Annotated in this window: 5 protein-coding genes; all 5 read left to right on the forward strand. The window is 31.8% G+C overall.

What is annotated here, in order from left to right; translation table 11 throughout:
• Positions 1 to 13: 13 nt before the first annotated feature.
• Positions 14 to 4,234, forward strand: coding sequence for an AMP-binding protein (locus FJOH_RS10890; protein ID WP_012024162.1), 4,221 nt, complete (start codon positions 14 to 16; stop codon positions 4,232 to 4,234).
• A gap of 420 nt (positions 4,235 to 4,654) precedes the next feature.
• Positions 4,655 to 11,887, forward strand: a complete 7,233-nt coding sequence (locus FJOH_RS10895) for a non-ribosomal peptide synthetase (protein ID WP_012024163.1) — start codon at positions 4,655 to 4,657, stop codon at positions 11,885 to 11,887.
• Between the two features lie 56 nt (positions 11,888 to 11,943).
• On the forward strand, positions 11,944 to 13,323 hold the full coding sequence (locus tag FJOH_RS10900) for an aminotransferase family protein (protein WP_012024164.1): 1,380 nt from the start codon (positions 11,944 to 11,946) through the stop codon (positions 13,321 to 13,323).
• Positions 13,304 to 23,491 carry a non-ribosomal peptide synthetase gene (locus tag FJOH_RS10905; RefSeq protein WP_012024165.1) on the forward strand — a complete coding sequence of 3,396 codons (10,188 nt, stop codon included), beginning with the start codon at positions 13,304 to 13,306 and terminating at the stop codon, positions 23,489 to 23,491. The genes FJOH_RS10900 and FJOH_RS10905 overlap by 20 nt, the downstream gene beginning before the upstream one ends.
• A 20-nt stretch (positions 23,492 to 23,511) precedes the next feature.
• A complete protein-coding gene (locus tag FJOH_RS10910) occupies positions 23,512 to 25,119 on the forward strand; it encodes an MBL fold metallo-hydrolase (protein WP_012024166.1) in 1,608 nt (535 codons plus the stop codon).
• Positions 25,120 to 25,143 lie beyond the last annotated feature (24 nt).

The following is a 25,143-nucleotide window of genomic DNA, read 5'->3' on the forward strand; positions in this document are numbered from 1 at the left end:
GACATTTTTTGAGATGATACAAGAGCAAAAAAAATTAACCGATTTATTTGAGCATATCTCAAATAATTATCCTGATCGCATTGCGATTAAGGACAGCAGTAATCATTATACTTATTCTGATTTACAAAAATCTGCACTAAAACTGGCTGCAAGATTAAAAAACAGTGGAATAAAATTAAATGACAGAATAGGTCTTTTGACTAAAAAAGATACAGCTACTATATTGTTGTTTTGGGGAATTGCTTATGCAGGAGGAATACCAGTATTGTTAGATGATGATGATGAAATCCTTGTACTTAAAAATAAATTAAAATCTTCACAGCCAACTTACATTATTGTGAGAGATTGGGATAATGATAAAGAAGAAATGTTGTCCGAAACTCAAATTCTGCATGAATCAGAACTGCTGGAAAAACTGGAAGAGCAAGAACTGTTAAACTCGTATACAACAGGCGAAATATGCTATATGATTACAACAAGCGGTACAACAGGTCTGCCTAAAGTAATTAAAATCTCGCATGATAACGTAATGCATTATGTCAGCAATTTGTATGAACTTTTAAAAAGCCCGGACCAGCTAAATGCAGCACACGTTACCAATTTTTCGACAGATTTAGGACATACCAATTTTTTATTGTCTTTAATTTCCGGCGGAATGCTTTATATCTTTAACAGAAATGAATCACGAGATCCTTCCATTTTTAATTCTGTCTTAAAAAAGGAACAAATCAATTTTATAAAAACCACTCCTTCTCATATAGAAGTTATGCTTCCTTTTTTAAATTTTGAAGCAGATTATAAAATCGACTTTTTAGTTTTGGGAGGAGAAAAACTTCCATGGAAACTCGTTAGACAAATTAAAGATCTAAAATTCTTTTCATCTATACTAAATCATTATGGACCAAGCGAAACCACTGTTGGGGCTCTGGTATATCCTGTAACAGAAACATTGGGAACAGAAAATAGTGTTCCTATTGGAAAACCTATTGGAAAAGGAAATGCTTATTTGGTTAACGAAAAAAATGGAAAAGGCGAATTGTACATCGAAGGGCCAGGTGTTGGAATAGGATATTTTAATAATGATAGTGAAACACAAGAGAAATTCTTTTTTAATAAAAAAACAAAAAACTACGGATACAAAACCGGAGATATCTGTAGTATAGACAGCGATGGAAATGTTGTATTTCTAAAGCGAAATGATAATCAAATTAAAATAAGAGGACACCGTGTTGAACTGGATGAAATCGAATCGGTATTAAATAAACATCCAAAAATTTTATATTGCAGGCTGAATACATTTTATGAAAATGAAACTGCTAATATAGAATGCTTTATAAAAATAGCTAAAGAAGAAAGTCTAAAAAAACAAGAATTGCTGTCATGGCTAAGTAAACTATTGCCTGATTATAAAATCCCTTCACATATTTATATTCAAAACGAAGTTGTTTATACCGGAAACGGAAAAATTGATTTTAAAACCTTAAGAAAACAGCATTCTAATAAAAGTGCCAAACGACTTAAAGATCTTGATTTAAACAGTTGGGAAGATAATGTATTATATTGCTGGCAGGAGATATTTGGGCTGGGACACAGTAACAAACATTTTTTAGATTCTGGCGGAGATTCTCTTAGTGCAATCAAATTTGTAGGCAAATTACAATTAAACGGATTTGATGTGAACCTTACAGATTTATACGATAACCCTTATTTGGATCATTTTATTGCGTTGAAAAAATCGCAGAAGAATTCTTTAGAAAATAACACTTTTGAATCTTCAGATTTAAAATTTACAAGTTCTCAATTATCATTTCTAAAAAATGAGTCATTAGATATAAATCCTTATACACAGACTTTATTGTTTGATATAGAGGGAGATATTAATGCCCAGTTATTAGCAAAAGCGATTGAAGAATCCTTAAAATCTCACGAAAGTTACAGCTTGAAATTTATAAATGCTGCCGGTGATTATCTGCCGGAAAATAACATAAATCTAACACAGCCTTTGGTTGTCTATAATTTAAATTCAGATAAATTATTTACAGATCAGCTGTTGCAGATTACTGGAGATTTGGTCAATAATATTGATGTAGAAAAAGGAATTTTGTTTAAATCGGCTTTGATTACAGATACGGCTAAAAATCTGAATTATTTATTTTTTGTAAGTCATCACCTCATTACCGATGCCATTTCATGGAATACTTTGTTAGAAGAAATTTTATGGAGATATGAATCCTTAACTATAGAAAGAGTTTTACCTGTAAATAAAGAACAGATTCAGAATCATTTTTATAATAAAACCGAAAAATTGGCACAGCCAAAACTTCGAAAACCTTTAGGCATCAGCAATAAAATAAAAAGAATTCCAATAAGTAAAAGCAATACAAATTATTCGAACGCTGTAATTTCAGTTGTTGTTGCTGCTGAATATGCTGAAAAATTAAAGTATTTAGAAACCGAATCGGATAGTCATTTAAAACTTCAGGATTTTTTCCTGAATAGTTTTATTAGTTCTCTTTTTGATTTTTACAATACTGGGGAGTGTACTGTTGATATGGAGTTTCACGGAAGACCAGAAGAAAATGAAGGAATAGATTTAAGCAGATCTGTTTCATGGTGGTCCACAACGCTTCCTGTAGATTTTGACGAAAGCCATAGGTCTGTTCAGCTGCTGAAAGAATTCATGGATCCTATTACAGATTATGCTAATAATATTAATTCCTGCCAGGAGATTTTTTCAAAAAAAGCAGAATTAAAGGCTGATATTCGATTTAATTATTTAGGAAAATTTCCAGAATCATATGGCAATTCTTCTTTAAAACTGACTCCGTCGCATTATACGACCAGCCCTACGAGATCAAACAAGAATAATAATGAATATAAATTATTCTTTACAGGAAGATTTATTGGCAGTAGTTTAATTTTTGATATTCAATACAATACCGCTTGTTTCACTAGTCAGGAGATACACAATATGATCAATCTCTTTTTAAAATATTTGGCAGCTTATACTGACTTTGGAAAGAACAAAAAGTTAGGCGATTTTGCCCAGCTGTATTACAATAATGTTTGTACAGTTGGAAAAACAATGTTGAATTTTCCAATTAATAAAACAGCGAAAAAACAAAACAAAACGGTTTTACTAACAGGAGCAACCGGCTTTTTAGGATCGAGTGTTTTAAGGGATCTGCTTTTAGAAGATGCTGAGGTATTCTGCCTCATTAAATCGGAAAATTTATATAATGCGAAACAAAAACTAAAAGATACTTTAGATTTTTATTTCCCCGGAGAAATGCTTTCGGAGAAAATCAACACGAATATAGTATTGGGAGATTTGTCTAAAAGATATTTAGGAATGGACGATTACAATTATCTTTTAAATCATATAGATGTTGTAATTCATTGTGGTGCCAATGTAAACCTTGTAAAATCATTTGATGATTTAAATGATACAAATGTGTATGGCACAGAACAAATTATATCTTTTGCAAAACAAGGCAGAGAAAAAACACTGCATTATATTTCAACCCTGGCAGTCAGCGGTTATACAACAGCTTCTGTACAGGATTTTTCAGAACATCATTTTGATATTAATCAAAAATTCTTGTCTGGATATGAAAAGTCAAAGTTTCATGCCGAAAAAATTGTAAGAACAGCTTTTAGTGAAGGACTAAAAGGTAAGATCTATCGTGTAGGACATATTGGAGCACATTCTGTAACAGGTAAATTTCAAAAAAATGCAACAGATAATAGGGTTATTCAGGTCTTAAACGGAATCATTTCGCTAAATCAGATTCCAGCTTCTTATAACGAAAAAATCTCTTTTTCTTATGTTGATGTTATTTCTAATATAGTTTCATCGATTTCATTACAAAAAATTGAGTGTGATTTAGATTGTATACATTTAGAAAACACAGCTTATTTCTCAATTAAAGAAATTGCTTCAATGATGAACAATATTGGTTATCCATGTAAAATAGTTGACGATGCAGTTTTTAACAATGAAGTAATTAATTTTAAAGGATCTGAAAAAGAATACGAATGTATTTATGGCTATAATATTTGGGTTAACCGATATCTTTCACAAAAAAGAAATGTAAGATACTTAAGTAATGACTCCAATGAGATTTTTAGCAAATATGGTATTGTTTTTCCAAAACTATCAAATAGCTGGTTAAAAAAACTAATTGTTAATCAGCTCGAATCTGAACCAATTAAAGAAGTTAGTTTATATTAGAAATCAGGTACTTTTTGAAGTATCTAAAAGAACAAAATTAGGTGTTGGCTTTTTAATTAAAGTCAGCCCTTTTTTTTTGTATTAAAATTCATCACGTTTAAAAAAATCTCTTTTCCGTAGTCCATAAAATTAAATAGAAAATGAGATTAAAGTTGTAAATACCTTATTTTATTGGGATTTAGCTCTTTGTTGAATTTTTAAGCCCGTAATTATTTTACGAAAAATCCGTAATATTTAGATTTATGTTACTGCTACTTTTGAATAAATCAAATTGTTTATTGCATTTGAATCATGAACTGAGACAAAATTCCTGAAGCTTATTTTAAAATGAATCAGCATTGGAAAAACTGGAAACCAAATATAATTTTTGGATTGTTTCTAACATATAAAAAATGCTTCTAATAAATAAAATATATACAAATGAGCAAAAAAATAATTCATACCGTATTTGAAAGTGTAGTACAAAGCCAAGGCAGCAATATTGCTTTGCAAGGCGATCAAGGAAATATATCATATCAGGAGCTAAATCAATATTCAAATAAGCTGGCGCATCTTTTGCTTAATAATAACATATCTAGAAATGATATTGCAACTGTTTATTTTTCAGATCCGAGATTACAGGTTATTTCATTACTTGGTGCTTTAAAGTCAGGAGCGATTTATCTGCCAATTGATAAAAAGTACAAACGCAATCATTGGGAAGAATTATATACCACAATACTTCCAAAAGTATATATTACTGCTTCAGAAGATCTTCCGCTGTTACATCAATTCAGTGACTCGTTCGATTATTCTATTCCATTTATCATAACATTATTAATTGATAGCCATGGAGCGTTAAAACATAAATTGTATGCCTATTCAAATAAAACATACGTAGATGTAACGAGCAAAACTCCTTTATCTGACGAAAATCCAAATTTAGAATTTGGAGAGAATGATCCTAATTATATTTATTTCACTTCAGGTTCAACCGGCAATCCAAAAGCCGTTTTGGGCTGTCATAAAAGTCTGAGTCATTTTATACACTGGGAATCTAAAGAGCTGGGTATAAAAGAATCAGATAAAATAGGATTACTGCCTTCTTTTTCATTTGATGCTTCAATCCAGGCTGTTTTTATGGCGTTGATTAACGGAAGCACACTTTGTTTAATTAATTCTGAAACGAAAGAAGATATTATTCAACTGCAAAACTGGATAAGAAATTATAATATTACGGTGCTTCACATGGTGCCAACCTTATTCAGGATTTTGAGTATTTATTCTGAAGGTAAAGACAAAAATCTTTCATTTCCTGATTTGAAATACATATTGCTGGCAGGAGAAAAATTATATAACAAAGATGTTGTAAACTGGAGAGAATGTCACGGAAACAACACAGAAATTATCAATTTCTACGGAACTACAGAAGCTACAATTCTTAGCACATTTTATAGAATAGAACAAGAACTTCAAGGGGAATTATCTGATGTGTTTTGTGTTGGACAGCCAATTTCAAATACTGCCATATTAATTTTAAATAAAGAAAATAAACTTTGCAAGATTGGCGAAGTAGGAAGTATTTACATAAAAACGCCATTTTTAACAAAAGGATATTACAAAAATCCGGAGCTGACAGCTGATAAATTTATACAAAATCCGTTAACTGCTTCAACAGATATTATTTATAAAACAGGCGATTACGGAAAATATGATTCGCAGCGAAATACTATCGTTACAGGAAGAGAAGATGGTTTGGTAAAAATTAATGGGGTTCGTATTGATATTAATACAATCGAGCAGACTATCCTGAAATTAAAAGAGGTCGATATGGTAAAATGCCTTACCTATCAACAAGATTTACTAAATGTAATTTTGGTATGTTTTTATAAATCAGCAGCTGTTAATGAAAACGACATTAGAAAACACTGTCTTGAGTATTTATCTCAATATGAAATGCCTTCTCGTTTTATTGCCCTTGACGAAGTGCCAATTAATGCTAATGGTAAAATTGATCCGGTTGTCCTGAAAAAAATAATCGACGATACATTAGCTGCAGATAATAATGAAACTGAAGATGAAACTCAAGCTGATGAAACAGAACAAAAACTAATTCAGATCTGGAAAGAAATATTAAATGTTGAAAAAATCAGACTAAAGGATAACTATTTGTTTTTAGGAGGAAACAGTATTAAACTTATTCAATTAAGACTTAGAATTCAGCAAAATTTTGATGTAGAACTCAGCATTTATGATTTATTTACTAATCCGGTTTTAAAAGAACAGGCAAAACTAATCGCAGAATCGAAGAAATCTGTTTTCGAGGCTATTCCACAAGTACAAGCTCAGGAATATTACAATTTATCTTCAACACAATACAGAATGTGGGTTGTTTCGCAAATAGAAAGCAGTTCTATTGCATATAATATGCCTAGTGCTTTCTTATTAAAGGGAGAAATTGACAAGTTAAAATTCAACGAAGCATTTAAAAATATTATTGAACGTCATGAAATCCTGCGAACTTTTTTCAAATCAAATCAGGATGGAGAAGTTCACCAATATATTACACCAGTAAACGAAGCCGCTTTTGAAATTACTGAAAAGGATCTGTCGCATTTTAATTCATTAGAAGAAATTAAACCTTACCTAATCAGCTTAAACGCAGAACCATTTAATTTAGAAGAAGCACCACTTTTAAGAGCTTATTTAATTAAAGTAAATGAAAATCAGCATGTATTCTATTTTACAATGCACCATATTATTGGCGACGGATGGTCATCATTAATTTTGCTTAAAGAAATAATCAGCACATATAATAGCTTATTAAATGGAAACCAGACTGAATTAGAAGGGTTAAATATTCAGTTTAAAGACTATGTAGCATGGTCACAAAATGAAACCCATTTAGAGAAAAACAAAATTTCTGAAAACTATTGGTTAGATCAATTTTCTGGTGAATTGCCAGTATTAGAACTGCCAGGTTTTAAAAAACGCCCTTTAATAAAAACTAATAACGGGAACAAGATAGAACACGTTTATTCGGCAGAATTTACTAAAAAATTAAAGTCATTTTCAGAAACTCAAAATGTTACTTTATTCATGACTTTAATGGCAGGAATAAATACACTTTTGTCAAGATATTCAGGGCAGGATGATATTATTGTTGGAACGCCGGTTGCAGGAAGAGAGCACCCGGATTTAGAAAACCAGATTGGTCCTTATTTAAATACTGTTGCTATCCGGACAAAACTAGAAGAGCAGGAAACTTTTACTTCATTATTGTTAAAAGAAAAGCAGCTATTATTAAACTCATATCAGCATCAGGATTATCCTTTTGATGAATTGGTATGGAAATTAAATTTAGCTCAGGATAGCAGCCGTTCATTTTTATTTGATGTTTTAGTAGTATTACAAAACCAAAACCAGGTTGCTAATTTAAATATCAGCGAAGAATTAAGCGGTATAAAAATAGAACCAGTTGATTTTGAAAGCAATTTTTCAAAGTTTGACCTGAACTTTATGTTCATCGAAGCAGAAAACTTAAACCTTTCAATTACTTATAATACAGATATCTACGATCAGTTTTTAATTAAAAGAATGTTTCAGCATTTCGAAATTCTTTTAAACCAGTTTACTGCTAATCCTGATGTCGCTGTCAATAAAGTTGATTATCTGACAGAAAACGAAAAAACACAGTTATTGTTTGATTTCAATGATTTGATTGTAGAGTATCCAAAAGATAAAACTATTGTGGATTTGTTTGAGGAACAAGCTGCTAATAATCCTAATGTTACAGCAATTGCATTTGAGGAAAAAAATATTACTTACGCAGATTTATCTAAAGAAGTAAATGCATTAGCAGCACAGCTTTCTGAACAAAATGTTGAAAGAGGAGATAAAATTATAATTTGTTTTAACAGCCATATCGAAAAAGCAATAACAGGACTATTGGCTGTTTTAAAAATAGGAGCGGTATATGTTCCTGTAGATTCAGATTATCCATTAGAAAGAATCCGTTTTATTGTTGAGGATACCAAAGCAAAATTCGTTATTACAAACAGTTTAGATGCTGTTATTTTTAAAGATGTAAATGCAGATATAATTGCATTAGACGAACAAAAAGAATTTGAAAACAGTAAAGAACTTGTTTTTGAAAAAATCAACATTTCAGATAATGCTTATGTGATTTATACCTCAGGATCTACGGGAAATCCTAAAGGAGTAGTGGTAAGCCATAGAAATATAAACGATTATGTTTTTGGATTAAAATCTAAAATTCAAATACAAAAGAATGACTCTTTTGCCTTAATGTCTACATTGGCTACAGATTTAGGAAACACAGTTCTTTTTGGTTCTTTACTGACTGGAAAAACGCTGCATTTGTTTTCGAAAGACAGTTTAAGAGATGTAAATTATATTCAGGAATATTATGAAAATCATTCTATCGATTGTATTAAAATTGTGCCAAGTTATTGGAAATCATTAAACTTAAAAAGCCAGTCTCCTAACAAGATGATCATTTTTGGCGGAGAAGAGCTGACCGTTGATGTTGTAGAACAAATCAAAAACGAAAAGCCTGCTATTACCATTGTTAATCATTACGGACCTACCGAAACAACTATTGGGAAATTACTTCATGTTGTTGATCTGGAAAATTCATACGATCGTATTCCAATTGGAAGACCGTTCTCGAATACCAATGTATTTGTAGTAGATCAGAACTTTTTACTATGTCCTGTAGGTGTTGAAGGAGAATTGGTTATTGGGGGAGATGGTGTCTCAAATGGTTATTTGAATAATCTGCAATTAACAGAAACGCAATTTGTTAAAGATACACTTCTTCAAACAGAAGCGAAACTTTACAAAACCGGAGATAAAGTAAAACAATTTCCAAATGGTGATATCGAATACTTAGGACGATTTGACGATCAGGTAAAAATAAGAGGGCACAGGATTGAATTAGGAGAAATAAGCAGAAATCTTGCATTAATCGAAGGCATAAGCCAATCTATTGTAACAGTAGGCCAAAATAACGAGGAGAAGTTTTTAATTGCTTATTACGTTTCAGAAACACAGTTAGATAAAAAAGAAATTCAGTCCAGTCTATCTAAAGTACTGCCAGAATATATGGTGCCGTCGTATTATGTGAAGTTAGAAAGTCTGCCTTTAACATCGAATGGAAAAATCAACAGAAAAGCACTTCCTAAAATTTCTGAGAAAGACATTATCCGAAAAGAATATGTAGGGCCAAGAAATAAAACAGAAGAAAAATTAGTTCAAATCTGGCAGGAAATACTAAAAGTAGAAACAATTGGTGTAACTGATAATTTCTTTAATCTTGGCGGACACAGTTTATTAGTTGTTAGAATTCTCAACTTAATCAAAAAAGAAATAGGCTTAAATATTTCTGTAAAAACATTTTTTGAAAATCCTACTATTGATGCCTTATCAGGACAGTTAAAAGGAAAAGAAACAGAATCTTTCTTTATTGAAAAAATTGCTCCTGCTGATTCTTATCCGGTAACGGCTTCGCAAAAAAAGTTTTGGTTAATCAGCCAGTTTGAAGATGCTTCTTTAGCTTATAATATGCTGACTGTTTTTAGACTTGAAGGAAATTTAATTATTCCAAAATTCCAGGAATCGTTTATCCATCTTATCGAAAGACACGAAAGTTTAAGAACTTCTTTCAAACTTAATGAAGATGAAGAATTAAGACAGTTTATAGTGCCTGTTGAAGATCTGGATTTTAGTATCAATTATGTTGATCTCAGCTCTAATGAAACAACCGAAGAAAATTTAGCCGCTTATGTAGAAAAAGAAAATGCGATTCGATTTGATTTAGAAAAAGCACCTCTGGTTCGTGCTTCATTAATAAAAGCCGCTGAAGGTAAATTCGTATTCTTTATATCAATGCATCACATTATTGGAGACGGCTGGTCATCTGAATTATTAGTTGGAGAAGTTGTTTCTATCTACAATGCTCTTATTCAGGAAAGAGAAGTGAATTTACCAGAATTAAGAATTCAGTATAAAGATTATGCAGCCTGGCTTAACAATGAAATTGAAAAAGAAGGATATAAAATTTCAGAGAAATATTGGTTAGATCAATTTTCAGGAAATCTTCCAACTATTGAACTGCCTGGTTCTAAAATAAGACCTTCAGTAAAAACGTATAATGGAGACTATTTAGGTTATGAGTTTTCAGACAGTTTTTCGCAACAGTTAAGAGATTTCTCTACAGAGCAGAATGTATCATTGTTCATGGTATTAACAGCTGGAATCAACACGTTGTTAAGTAAATATACAGGAGAAAATGATATTGTTGTAGGAACTCCGGTTGCAGGAAGAGAACATCCTGATTTAGAAAATCAAATAGGACTTTATTTAAATACGCTGGCTCTAAGAACCAAAATAAATCAAAAAAACAGTTTCTTAGAATTATTGCAGCATGAAAAAGAAGTTATTCTGGGAGCTTACGAAAATCAGCTTTATCCGTTTGATGAATTGATTGATAAACTGCAGTTAAAAAGAGACAGAAGCAAAGCCTTATTATTTGATATACTGATTGTTTTACATAATCAGACAAAATTAAATATGGAAGATGATGAAAAACTGGTAGACCTTTACATTAAACCTTATGCCTCAACACGTAAAACTTCGCAGTTTGATTTGTCATTTAGATTTTCAGACAATGAGAGACTATATCTTGAAATAAATTACAATACAGATATCTACGAAAAATCATTTATCGAAAAAGTATTTACACATTTTGAAGCACTGGTTTTTCAATTAATAACCAAACCAGAAATAAAATTAGAGCTTGTTGATTTTCTATCTGAAGAAGATAAAAGAGAAATCGAAATGAGTGATTACTGGAAATCGGTTTTCAAAAATGAATTTTCAAATGTTGTATTTCCTTTTGAAAAACAAACTCTTGAAAAATTGGATAAGTCAGGAGCTCAGTTTCAGTTTTCTATTAATGAAGAATTAAAAGAAGGATTAGAAAAATTATCAGATTCAAACAGTGGTGATCTTTTTACTTCAGTATTGTTTTCTCTAAAAACGACAGTACGAAAATATATTGAAAATGATGAGGTTGCATTTCATATTTCAATTCCGGAAGAAGCACCTAATGAATGGCATAAATTGGATTTACCATTTGTTACCAATATCAGTAACGACGAATTACTGCTGGATGTTTACAACGATTTGAATTTTAGAATAACTGAGTTAAAGGAAAATCTTTTTACTGATTTTCAATTGGCAAAAAAAACGGCTGATTCTTTTTATAAACAAAATGAAGCTGCAGTTTTCAATATCAAATACAATTATCATAAAAATCATGATTTTCAGGATTGGGTGCAGTTAGAATCAACAGAAGGAAACGAGTTTGAAAAAAGTATCATTTTTAAGGAAGAAGCTGCAATTACTCATAATATGTCATTCGATTTTTATGAAAATGAATCTAGTGTTACCTGTGTACTAACTTATAATGCAGATAAATACGATAAAAATCAGGTTGTGTTATTTATAGAAAGATTCAAAATTGTAATGAACCAGATAGCGAATACCAAAGAACAATTCAGCAAGCTGACAACTCGTGAGATCAGTTTTAATTATCAAAAAGAAAAACAAGCGGGGAAAAGCAAAATGCTATTAGAAGAGAATTTCTAAAATCAGTCCTTAAACTATTACAAACAGATATTAATTAACCATTAAATAAAAACAATATGATTAAATCCTTAATACAATCTATGGCAGTATGCCCGGATATGAATAAAGTTTACCCTAAAATTGATTACGGTAAAGGTGTATATGTATATGACCAAAATGGTAAAAAATATTTAGATGCATCGTCAGGATCTTCGGCAGTTTCAAATATAGGACACGGGAGAACTGAAATTGCAGATGTAATTCACCAGCAGGTTTCTAAAATATCTGTTTTGCCAACACACGCTTTTAACTCAGATGTAGTCGAAAGTTATTTAGATCGTCTTGTTTCTTTTGCGCCAGCAGGATTTAGCAAAGCGTGGACAGTAATGAGCGGGACTGAAGCGGTAGAAAGTGCAGTTAAACTTGCTTTACAATTTCATCAGTTAAGAGGAGATTTCAACCGATACAAAGTAATTTCAAGATGGAATACTTATCATGGAAACTCAGTTTTTATGCTGGATGTAGGAGGAATGAAAATCAGAAGAGAACTTTACAAGCAGTGGCTTAATAATTTTCCTCACATTTCTCCGGCTTACAATTACAGAAGACCGGAAGAATTAAATGAAGATCAGTTTGTTCAAAGTTTACTGGCAGAGTTTGAAACTACAATTATTGAAGAAGGTGCAGAATCAATAGCTGCTTTTGTGGCAGAACCTGTAATCGCCTCAGCAATGGGTGCAGTACCGCCTCCGGCAAATTATTTTGCAGGAATCTCAAGAATATGTAAAAAATACGGAATCCTTTTTATTACAGACGAAATCCTGACAGGTTTTGGAAGAACAGGTAAAAATTTTGGTATGGATAATTATGGTGTTGTACCAGATATTATCGCAGCCGGAAAAGGAATGAGCGGCGGTTATTTTCCTTTATCAGCCGTAATTGCTTCAGCATATGTTACACAGCCTTTTATTGACACAAAAACGCCATTTCTTGGCGGTTACACTTTTGCTTGTAATCCGGTTGGCTGTGCTGTTGGAAATAAAGTAATGGACATTTTAGAAAGAGAAGATGTTATAGGTAACGCTAAGAGAATGGGAGCTTTGTTTCTGGAAAAACTAAAAGCATTATACGAGTTCGAAATCGTTGGTGATGTTCGCGGCGAAGGGCTGTTATGCGGTGTTGAAATTGTTCAAAACCAAAGCACAAAAGAGCCATTTCCGGTTTCTATGGGAATTTCAAAAATGCTGGGCGAAAAAGCAATTCAAAAAGGAGTTGTCCTGTATCCAGGAAGAGGTTCTGTAGACGGGGTTCTGGGAGATCATATTCAAATTTCGCCGCCATTGGTAATTAACGAGGAGCAATTGGATGAAATTGTAGATGTTTTAAAAGAATGTTTAAAAGAAGTAATGTCTGAAATTAAAAAAACTACCCTGAATTATGAAAGTATTGAGTCTTAAGAAAGCTAAAACAGAAGAATTTTTAAATAGATTTTTAAACGAAAATCAAAACACTGATTCGAATACATTTTTTGAAGGAGTACATATAAAATCTGAGAGTAAAACAAACTCTCAGATTGAATTAGACTTGGATGTAAATGATGTTACCAGAATTCAGGAAATCTGTAATGGATCAGATATATTGATGTATAATTTTTATTCTTGTACTTTAAGCATTCTGCTTCAAAAGTATGAAGAGACATCTATTTTTATTTCACGTTTGTCTCAATTTGAGGATTATATAGAAAATGACCATGAATTTTTTGTTCTGCGTCATCAATTAGATAAGAATGAAAATTTTAAAGGTCTTTTTTCAACAGGTAAAATAGCTCTTTTGGAATCAATTGAGAATAGTTTTGATCTGGAAATATTTAAAGATTCTTTTTTAAACTTTCAAGACTTCAAAAATAAAATACCATTTGGAATAGCTGTAAATGATACTGACAGCGATATTCTGGATATAGCCGGAACTTTATTTGTTTTTGATTTTAAAAGTAACACGCCTTCATTAAAAATTGTATGTAAAGGAGAAATGATTGATAATGATCTGTTGTATGTTTTTGCAGATAATTTTAATAAACTATTAAGCGAAATACTTCAAAATTTATATGAACCAATAAACAAATTAGAGTTTAGAGGAAATAAAGAACAGCAGCTTTTAAATACAATAAATCTGCCGGAAACTGATTTTTCATTAAATAAAAACATTATCGAACTTCTTGCGGAGCAGTGCAAAAACCAAGCTGAAAAAATTGCCATTTCCTGCAAAGAGCAACACATTACGTATAAAGAATTAGATCAAAAAACGAACAAACTTGCACGTTATATTCAGAATGAATTTTCTGCAGGAAAAGACGACCTTTTTGGTATAATGCTTTCAAGATCCATTAATATGGTAAGCGGTATTCTTTCTGTTTGGAAAACAGGAAGTGCCTACGTGCCGGTTGCTGTAAATCTTGGTGATGATGCTTTGCAGCATATTATCGAAAATTCAAATCTTAAAGCTGTAATTACAGATGACAGCAGCGTTTTGGAACAGCTTAAAAGATTGCCTATTGACGTTCCTGTTATTGATTTAAAGGCTGTTGAACCTGTTTTAAAAGACCTATCAGATCTTCCGTTAAATGTTACAATCGGGTCAGAAGACCTTGCTTATGTAATTTACACCAGCGGCTCTACTGGAAGACCAAAAGGAGCGATGATTGAACATTATGGAATGTTAAATCATATTCTGTCTAAGGTTACAGAAATGAACATTCATGAAGAAAGTGTTGTAGCACAAAATGCACCGCATACTTTTGATATTTCTGTCTGGCAGTTTTTTGCACCTTTAGCAGCAGGAGCAACTAGTGTAATATACGATGAAGAAACGATTCTTGAGATTAACGAATTTGTAAACAGTATAGCAAAAGACAAGGTTACATTACTGGAATTAGTGCCTTCTTATTTATTGGAAATTCTCAATTACCTTGAAAATGAAGATAATGAAATTACGCTTCACCTCGATACACTGATCTTAAATGCTGAAACTTTAACCAAAGCAATGGTTAAAAGATGGCTGGATGCTTACCCGCAGATACCAATTGTAAATACATACGGAGCTACTGAAGTTTCTGATGATATGTCGCATTTTTTCATGCAGGAAGTTCCTCAAAGTTATTCTGTTCCGGTAATGAAACAGCCTATACAAAATTTTGAGGTTCATATTCTTGACGAAAATAGAGAAAGAGTTCCAGTTGGGGTTAAAGGTGAAATCTACCTGGCAGGTCCATGCGTAGGAAGAGGTTACTTTAATGATGAAAAACGCACAAAAGAAGCTTTTTTAAATGGACCAATAGAAGGAATCACAAATCAAAAAAGAATATATAAAACGGGTGACTTAGCAAGATTTATGCCTAACGGAACTATGGAGTTCATTGGCAGAAATGACAATCAGGTTAAAATACTAGGACACAGAATAGAATTAGATGCTATAGAGAATATTATGGCTGAAATTCCAGCTGTTAAAAGTGTTAAAGCGATCGCTGATACAAATAAACAGATGATTGTTTTGTACTACGTATCTGATTCTGAAATTGATAAAAACTTTATGGAAGAACAGCTTTTAAACAAGCTTCCTAAATATATGCTTCCATCTGCTTTTATACATATGTTAAGTTTTCCATTAACTAAAAATGGTAAAATTGATAAAACTAAACTTCCAACTGTCTCATTAGATGATTTAGCGGCAAAGGATTATGCTGCTCCTCAAAATGAAACTCAGGAGAAACTGGCTGTTATCTGGCAGGAAGTTTTAAAAATTGATAAAGTTGGAATAACAGATAACTTTTTTGATTTAGGCGGACACAGTTTGCTGGCTGTCAGAGCAATCAATAGAATAAAAAAGGAATTAGGATTAAATACTTCTGTAAAAGTATTTTTTGAAAATCCTACAATTGAATCTTTATCTAATCAATTAAAAGAAGAGCAGTACAGTCCAATCGAGAAAGCAGGCTTACAAAGTTCTTATCCATTAACAACATCACAGCATAGACTTTGGGTGCTAAGTCAGGTCGAAGATGCTTCATTGGCGCATAATCTATCTATGCCTCTTCAATTTAAAGGAGAATTGAATGCTGTAAAATTGGAAGAATCATTCCGCTTTTTGATCAACAGACATGAAGCGCTGCGTACGTCTTTCAAATTTGATGAAAATGGAGAATTGCGCCAGTTTATAACTCCAATTGATGAATTGGATTTTAATCTTAAGTATATCGATTTAAGTTCTAGTACTGAAAAAGAAACAGCAATACAAGCTTATCTTTCTAAAGAAAATGCAGTTGCTTTTGATTTAGAGAAAGCGCCGCTGGTACGCATTTCATTACTTAAATCAGAAGAAAAAGAATATGTTTTCTTTATGACAATGCATCATATTATAAGTGATGGATGGTCGTCTGTGGTACTATTCAAAGAAATGTTAACCATTTACAATTCTCTTGTTGAAGAAAAAGAAATAAACTTACCAGAATTAAGAATTCAATATAAAGATTATGCAAACTGGTTAAATCAGGAATCGCAGCAAGAACATTATAAAAAATCTGAAACGTATTGGCTGGACCAATTTTCAGGATCGCTTCCTGTAATTGAATTGCCAGGTGCTAAGAAACGACCTGTAGTGAAAACTTATAATGGGAATTATTTAAATTATCAGTTTTCTAAAGAGTTTACAGAAAAATTAAATGCTTTTTCTCAAAAACAAGATGCTACTTTATTTATGACATTGATGGCAGGAGTCAATGCCTTGTTAAAAAGATATACAGGACAAAATGATATTATTATTGGTTCTCCAATTGCGGGAAGAGATCATTCTGATTTAGAGAATCAAATAGGACTTTATCTAAATACTCTGGCTTTACGAACAAGAATAGGCGAAGGTTTTACTTTCCTGGATTTACTGCGTCATGAAAAACAGTTGATATTAGACGGTTATGAGCATCAAAAATATGCATTTGATGAACTTGTAGATAAACTTGAAATGAAACGCGACAGCAGCAGATCGGCTTTGTTTGATATTGTGGTTGTACTGCAAAACCAGTCAAAACTTAACAATTTTGACAACGAAAAGTTATTAGGAATTGTAATTGAGGATCAAAAAGTAACGCATACAAAAGCGCAGTTTGATTTGATCTTTGCTTTTATGGAAACTGAGAATTTATTATTAAGCATTGAGTACAATACAGATATTTATGACAAGCTTTTTATAGAAAATCTATTTATTCATTTTGAGAAACTACTTTTATTATTAATTGATAAGCCTGAAAATGAAATAATGGCTGCTGATTATTTATCTAACAAAGAAAAACAGCAGATTTTAGTTGATTTTAATGATATCGAAGCAGGGTATCCTAAAGAAAAAACCATTGTAGATTTATTTGAAGAACAGGCTGCCAAAACTCCGGATAATACTGCATTAGTTTTTGAAAACACAAAACTTACTTATTCAGAACTTAATGAACAAGCCAATCAGCTTGGGCATTATTTAAGAGAGAAATACAAAATTCAGCCAGATGATTTATTAGGCATAAAATTAGACAGAAGCGAAAAATTAATAGTTTCAATTTTAGCTGTTTTAAAATCAGGAGGAGCTTATGTGCCTATTGATCCAAGTTATCCTGAAAGCAGAAAAGAGTATATCGAAAAAGATAGTAATTGTAAAGTTATTATTGATGAAGCTGAATTAGAAAAATTTAGTTCAGAAAAAAATAAATATTCAAAAGCTAATTTAGATCAGTATATAAAATCTAATAATCTTGCTTATGTAATTTATACTTCTGGAACAACGGGTAATCCGAAGGGTTCATTATTAGAACATAAAAACGTTGTGCGATTATTTTTTACAGACAAACCTTTATTTGATTTTAATGAAGATGATGTCTGGACTATGTTTCACTCTTACAGTTTTGATTTTTCTGTTTGGGAAATTTACGGTGCCTTACTTTATGGAGGAAAATTAGTTGTAGTTTCTAAAGAATTAGCTCAAAATACTCCAGGATTTGTAGAATTAATCTACAACGAATCTGTAACTATATTAAATCAGACACCTCTTGCATTTTATAATTTTATAGAGTGCGAAAAAGTCTGCCCAAAAAGAGATTTAAAACTTAGATATATAATTTTTGGCGGTGAGGCTTTAAATCCGGCAATGCTTTCCAGCTGGCACAATAAATATCCTGATGCTAAATTGATAAACATGTATGGTATTACAGAAACTACTGTGCATGTAACTTACAAAGAAATAGGAAAAAAAGAAATTGATTTAGGACAGTCAAATATTGGTAAACCAATACCAACACTAAGCTGTTTAATTCTGGATGAATTTAAAAATATAGTTCCGGCAGGAGTTATTGGCGAAATGTATATTGGCGGTTCAGGTTTAGCAAGAGGATATCTAAATCGCCCGGAACTTACTGCTGAAAGATTTATAGTAAATCCGTTTAACCCAGAAGAAAGACTTTATAAAACTGGAGATCTTGGCAGATGGCAGACAGATGGAAATATTGAATACATAGGCAGAATCGATAATCAGGTAAAAATTAGAGGCCATCGTATAGAATTGGGAGAAATAGAAGCTGTTTTATTGGGATACTCAAGCGATATCAGACAGTTTGTAGTAGATACCTGCGAATTAAATGGAGATAAAATTTTAGTTGCCTATTATGTTTCAGATACTGAAGTAGATAAAGCATCACTTCGCAGCTATATCCAGCAGCAGCTGCCAGAGTATATGGTTCCAAATTTCTTTGTAGCTATGGATGCCATTCCTTTAACCGGAAATGGTAAAGTTGATAGAAAATTACTTCCTGGAGTTATTGAAAGTGATTTAATTAAAACAGAATATACAGCGCCAAGAAATGAAGAAGAAAAAGCATTAGTAGAAGTCTGGACAGAAGTTTTAAAGTATGAAAAAATTGGAGTAAAAGACAATTTTTATAATCTGGGAGGTGATTCTATTAAATCTATCCTGATTATTTCTAAATTAAAACAACGCGGTTATGTATTGAAGATTGATAATATATTACGAAATCCAGTATTAGAAGATCTGGCTCGATTTGTTGTAACAATTACAAATAATATCGAGCAAATCGAAACAACAGGCGAAGTAGAATTAACACCAATTCAGCATTACTTTTTTGAAACCGAAACCATACCAAACAAAAATCATTACAATCAGTCAGTACTGTTAAAAAGTAAAGAAGAGCTGGAACCATCTGTACTAGAGCGTTCAATTGCTTCTTTAGTAAAACATCATGATGCTTTGCGAATGGTTTATAAACAAACTGATACGAGCTGGGAACAGTTTAATGAAGATGCTTCAGATGTTCATTATAAAATTAATTTTTATGATTTAAGAGAAGAATCAGATCAATTATCTGCTTTAAACAAACTAGGAAATGAGCTTCAGTCTTCATTTGATATCAGCTCAGGAGTTTTGGTTCATGTGGGGCATTTTAGAATGTCTGACGGAGACAGACTGGCTTTAATAATTCAGCATTTAGTTGTCGATGGCGTATCATGGCGTATTTTGTTAGAAGATTTATCAAATCTGTATGATTCTTATAAGTCAGACAGCGAAGTTAAATTACCAGCAAAAACAGATTCATTTCAGCGCTGGGCATACTTGCAGAAAGATTTTGCAAAGAGCAGAGAGATGCAGTTACAAAGAAAATATTGGGAAGAAATCAGTAAAGAACAAGTACCAGTACTATCTACAGACTATGACCAAGAATCTGAAACAGTTAGTATAGATACAAAAAAAGGTTTTGTATTAGATCGATTAATAACTGAAAAACTGCAGACACAGGTTCATAATGTATACAATACAGAAATAAATGATATCCTTTTAACGGGACTAGGTCAGGCGATACAAGAAGTTTTTGATGTTAGCAAGACTGCAGTAAAAATGGAAGGTCATGGCCGTGAAGAAATTATTGATGGAGTAGATATTGGTCGTACGGTTGGCTGGTTTACAAGTATTTACCCATTTGTTTTAAATGTGTCAGGAAATAATCCATTGGTTTCTGTTAAAGAATCATTGCGTAAAATTCCAAATAAAGGGATAGGTTATGGTATTTTAAATTATCTGGATGCGCCTTTTGAATCTTCTTTACTTCCAAGTGTTCAATTCAACTACCTTGGAGATTTTGGTTCAAATTCCGGAGAGTCTGATAATGAAACCATATTTGAATTTGCAGGAGAGAGCATTGGTTCATCTATAGATATTAAAAATAGCCAAAGTACTATTTTATTAGATGTTTCAGGAATGATGGTAGCAGGTGAACTGAATATTAATATTGGGTACTCTGCAAAAAAATATTCACAAGAAACAATAGACAGACTTACAGATGCTTATCAAAATAAACTTGTAAAACTTATAACAGAACTTTCACAAACGAAAGAATCTCAGCTTACACCTTCGGATTTGACTTATAGTAATTTGTCTTATGAAGAATTAGTACAGCTAAATAAAGACAATAACATTGAAGATGTTTACGAGTTATCTCCGTTGCAGCAAGGTTTATACTATCATTGGTTAGTAGACAAAACCAGTCCAATGTATTTTGAGCAGATGTCTTACAGCTTAAATGCAAAAGGATTATCTATTGAATCTGTTAGAAAAGCTTTTAATGAACTAATCTCAAGATACTCAGTTTTAAGAACAGCTTTTGTCAATAATCTTGCAGAATTGCCATTGCAGGTTGTTTATAAATCTGCAGAAGGTCATTTCTCACACGAAAAAGTTGTAAAAAATGATAATGAGACTATTGAAAATTTCATAGAAAGAAGGAAAAAAGAAGACAGAGCATCTGGATTTAATTTTGAAGAACCTTCACTAATGAGATTGAAAGTTTTGGAGCTCGAAGACGATCATTTCGTATTCATCTGGAGTCACCACCATATTTTGATGGATGGCTGGTGTATGAGTATTTTGATTAATGATTTTGGAAATATTATAGATGCCATTTCATCTAATAAGTCGATAGATCAGCCTAAACCTGTAAAATATTCAGAGTACATAAAATGGCTGTCAAAAGTAGATAAAGAAGAATCATTAAACTACTGGAAAAATTATTTAGACGGATTGGAAACAATCATAGATATTCCGTTTAAGAAAAAACAGCCGCTAAAATTCGAAGTTAAACATTTTAATTTTGATATAAATGGAGAACTCTATCAAAGAATCAGTCAGTTATGTCAGGAGATTGGCATAACAGTTAACACTTTCGTTCAAGGAGTCTGGGGCTATTTATTATCAAGATATAATAATACACAAGATGTTGTTTTTGGGTCTGTAGTTTCTGGTCGTCCGGGAGAATTATCCGGAGTCGAAGAAATCGTTGGACTATTTATAAATACAATACCGGTAAGATTGAAATATACTAATAATGATACTCCAAAATCATTGTTAAAACAACTTCAATCAGAAGCTATAAAAAGTGCCTCACATCATTACATGAATTTGTCTGATGTTCAGTCTCAAAGTATTTTAGGAGTAGAACTGATTAAAAATTTAATGGTTTTTGAAAACTATTTTGTTCAGGAAACTGCCGCTGATACTTCTGAAGAATATCACGATAAACAAACCATAAATGTAGAAGAAGTAAAAACCTTTGAACAAACAAATTATGACTTTACGATTATTGTAAATCCATCAAATTCTGAATTAAAGATAGATTTCAGCTATAATTCAGAAGCCTTTGAAAAAGAAGCGATAAAAAATATTTCGCAGCATTTTATCAATATAGTAGAACAATTCAGTAAAGAGGATGATGTAAAATTAGGTGATGTAGTCTATTTAACAGAAGATGAAAAACACAAGATATTAGTAGATTTCAATGATACTGAATCAGCATTTCCAAAAGATAAAACAGTAATTGAATTGTTTGAGGAACAAGTTAAAAAAGCTCCTGATAACATTGCAGTCTCTTTTGAAGATTGTATTCTGACTTATCGTGAATTAGATAATCTGACAGATAAAATGGCCGGGTTTTTAACAGCTCACTCAGATATTAAAAAAGGAGATCTTGCGGCAATTAAACTAGAAAGAAGCGAATATCTGATTGTATCAATTTTAGCAGTCTTAAAAATAGGCGCGACTTATGTTCCTTTAGATGTCAATTATCCTGAAAATAGAATAAATACTATTGTCGAAGAAACAAAAGCCAAAGTATTAATAGATCAACAAATTATAAACGATTTTAATTTAAACAAAGAAAATTTATCGGCAGTCAAATTAAATATTGACAGATCTAGTGATGATTTAGCTTATGTAATTTATACATCAGGATCTACAGGTACACCAAAAGGAGTAATGATATCAAACAAAAGTCTGGTTAATTTATGTTTTTGGCATACTAAGACATATGAAGTCAATGCTCAGAGCCGAGGTACCCTGTATGCAGGAGTTGCTTTTGATGCATCAGTTTGGGAAATCTTCCCTTATTTAATCTCTGGAGCTTCATTGTATCCTATTCAGGATGATGAGACAAGATTTCAAATAGAAAATCTGGTTTCTTTCTTAAAAACAAATAAGATTACCCATTCTTACATTCCTTCAAAAATTTGTCAGGATATAATAGAAGAAAATGTATCAGGGTTAGAGACCAAATTACTAACAGGCGGGGAAGCTTTAGTTTACTCAAAAGATAGCAATCTGAAAATCTATAATAATTACGGACCTACAGAAAATACAGTAGTGGCTACTTATTATGATTGTCAGTCTAAAACAGATAAAAATGTTCCTATTGGAAAACCAATATCAAATGTTCAGGTTTATATATTAAACGATAAACTTAACATGCAGCCTGTTGGCGTAATAGGAGAGTTATGTATCTCGGGAGAAAGCCTTTCTAATGGATATTTGAATAATGAAGAGCTTACAAACGAAAAATTCATTGAAAATCCATTTAAATCTGGTCAAAAAATTTATAAAACAGGTGATTTGGCACGCTGGTTACCAGATGGGAATATTGAATTTATGGGAAGAATAGATGGTCAGGTAAAAATTCGAGGCTACAGAATAGAATTAGGAGAAATCGAAAAACAACTGTTATCTCAGGAAGGAATTAAACATTCTGTAGTTCTTGTTAAAGAAATTAAAGGCGAAAAATGTTTAGTAGCTTATTATGTGTCAGATTATGAGCTTGATAAGAAGATTTTGACCGAAAATCTAAGCAAAATGCTGCCAGATTACATGATACCTGCTTACTATGTACAATTAGATGTTATCCCTTTAACAACAAACGATAAAGTAGACAGAAAAGCTCTCCCGGATGTAGATGATACTGATTTAATCAGAGAAGAATATATAGCTCCTGATACCGAAGAAGAGTTTAAACTTATTGAAGTCTGGAAACGAGTTCTGGATATAGACAAAATAGGAGTAAACGACAACTTTTTTGCTCTGGGCGGTAACAGTATTAAAGCAATGATGATTATTGGAGGAATTAACAAAACGCTGGGCGTAAAGATAAACTTAGAAACATTCTTTTTAAACCCTACTGTAAAAGCCCTGGCATTAGAAATATCAAACAAAGCCTGGTACGAGTATCAATTGAGTGAAGAGAATATATCAGACAAAGTAGTTATTTAATAAGTAAAAAATCGAATAAAATGGAACTAAATACAAATCAATATTATTTAAAATTAAACGTAGCAATTGAATCGTTAGTAGATAAATGGTATGCTTGGTCATACTTAATATCGCCTGCAACTGCAGCAATGAACATAAAAGACAGACATTTAAAAATCATGGAATCCTATATCAAGAATCCTAGTGTACATGCCGCTGCTGTCGAAAATCCTAAAATGTTAGGCGGACCATTTATTGATTATAAAGGAAAAAGAGTAGATGAAATTAAGTCTCTATACGATGAAACCTTAGAAAAAAGAGCTGATTTACTAGAGTTAAGAGAAGCAATTTTAGAACTAAATGAAATATTAAGAAAAGAAGCCAAAGGATATTCTTTAAACCTTTTATATGACAAAGTTCCTGAAATTTTAAAAGGTTATGTTGAGTTATATTATGACCTTAACAATAATCCAAATTTCAGATTTTTTGAAAATTTATTGTATAAAAGTAAATATTACGATGAGTCAGCACAAACGATCTCTTTACAATTAGTAGAAGCAGATGACTCCCGTTCTTTTGTTTTAAGTACGCCAAGATTAGATGACGATAATTTAGTTCACTTAGATATACCATTTAAATCAGAAGTTATAGATGAACTTTTTAAAATGAAAGAAACTCCAAATGATTACAATAAAATAAAACAACTTTTAGGAGTAAGTGATAATCAGGAAGAATTGTTTAAACAATTTTTTACAAAAGAAGCACCGCCAAAATTTACAAAATATAGTGGTTCTGGAGTTAGAACAAGATATTTTGGACATGCATGTGTTCTGGTAGAAACAAATGAGATTTCTATTCTTGTTGATCCGGTAATTAGTTATGACGGATACGAAAAAGAAGTTAACAGATATACAATCAGCGATTTACCGGATCAAATAGATTATGTATTGATAACACATAATCATCAGGATCATATATTGTTAGAGACTTTATTACAGTTAAGACATCGTATCAAACATATAATTGTTCCCAGCAGCGGAAAAGGAAACCTGCAGGATCCAAGTATCAAAATGATGTTTAATGCCATTGGTTTTAACAATGTAATCCAATTAGACGAAATGCAAAATATTGAAATGCATGGCTGTACTATAACCGGATTACCATTTTTAGGAGAACATTCGGATATCGATATTAGAAGTAAATTATGCTATCATATTGCATTGCATAATGATTTAAAAATTCTATTTACAGCAGACTCCTGCAATATTGAACCTAAAATTTATCAAAAAATCCATGAAGTTCTTGGAGATGCAGATGTTTTATTTTTAGGTATGGAATGCGATGGAGCACCTCTTTCCTGGCTTTATGGGCCATTAATGCCGGAAAAATTAGACAGGGAAAAAGATTTATCCAGAAGATTAGCAGGTTGTGACAGCAAGCAGGGAATGTCACTGGTTGATATTTTTAAACCAAGAAATGTCTTTGTTTATGCAATGGGATTAGAGCCTTGGCTGGAATTTATCAGTTCAATTAAATATACAGATGAGTCACGTCCTATTGTAGAATCTAACCAGCTTGTAGCAGAATGCATAGAAAGAGGTATAGATGCAGAAAGACTGTTTGGAGAAAAAACTATTGAGTATAAATAAAAAAGATGCTGAATGCTTTTTCTA

The sequence above is a fragment of the Flavobacterium johnsoniae UW101 genome, assembly GCF_000016645.1.
GTDB lineage: Bacteria > Bacteroidota > Bacteroidia > Flavobacteriales > Flavobacteriaceae > Flavobacterium > Flavobacterium johnsoniae.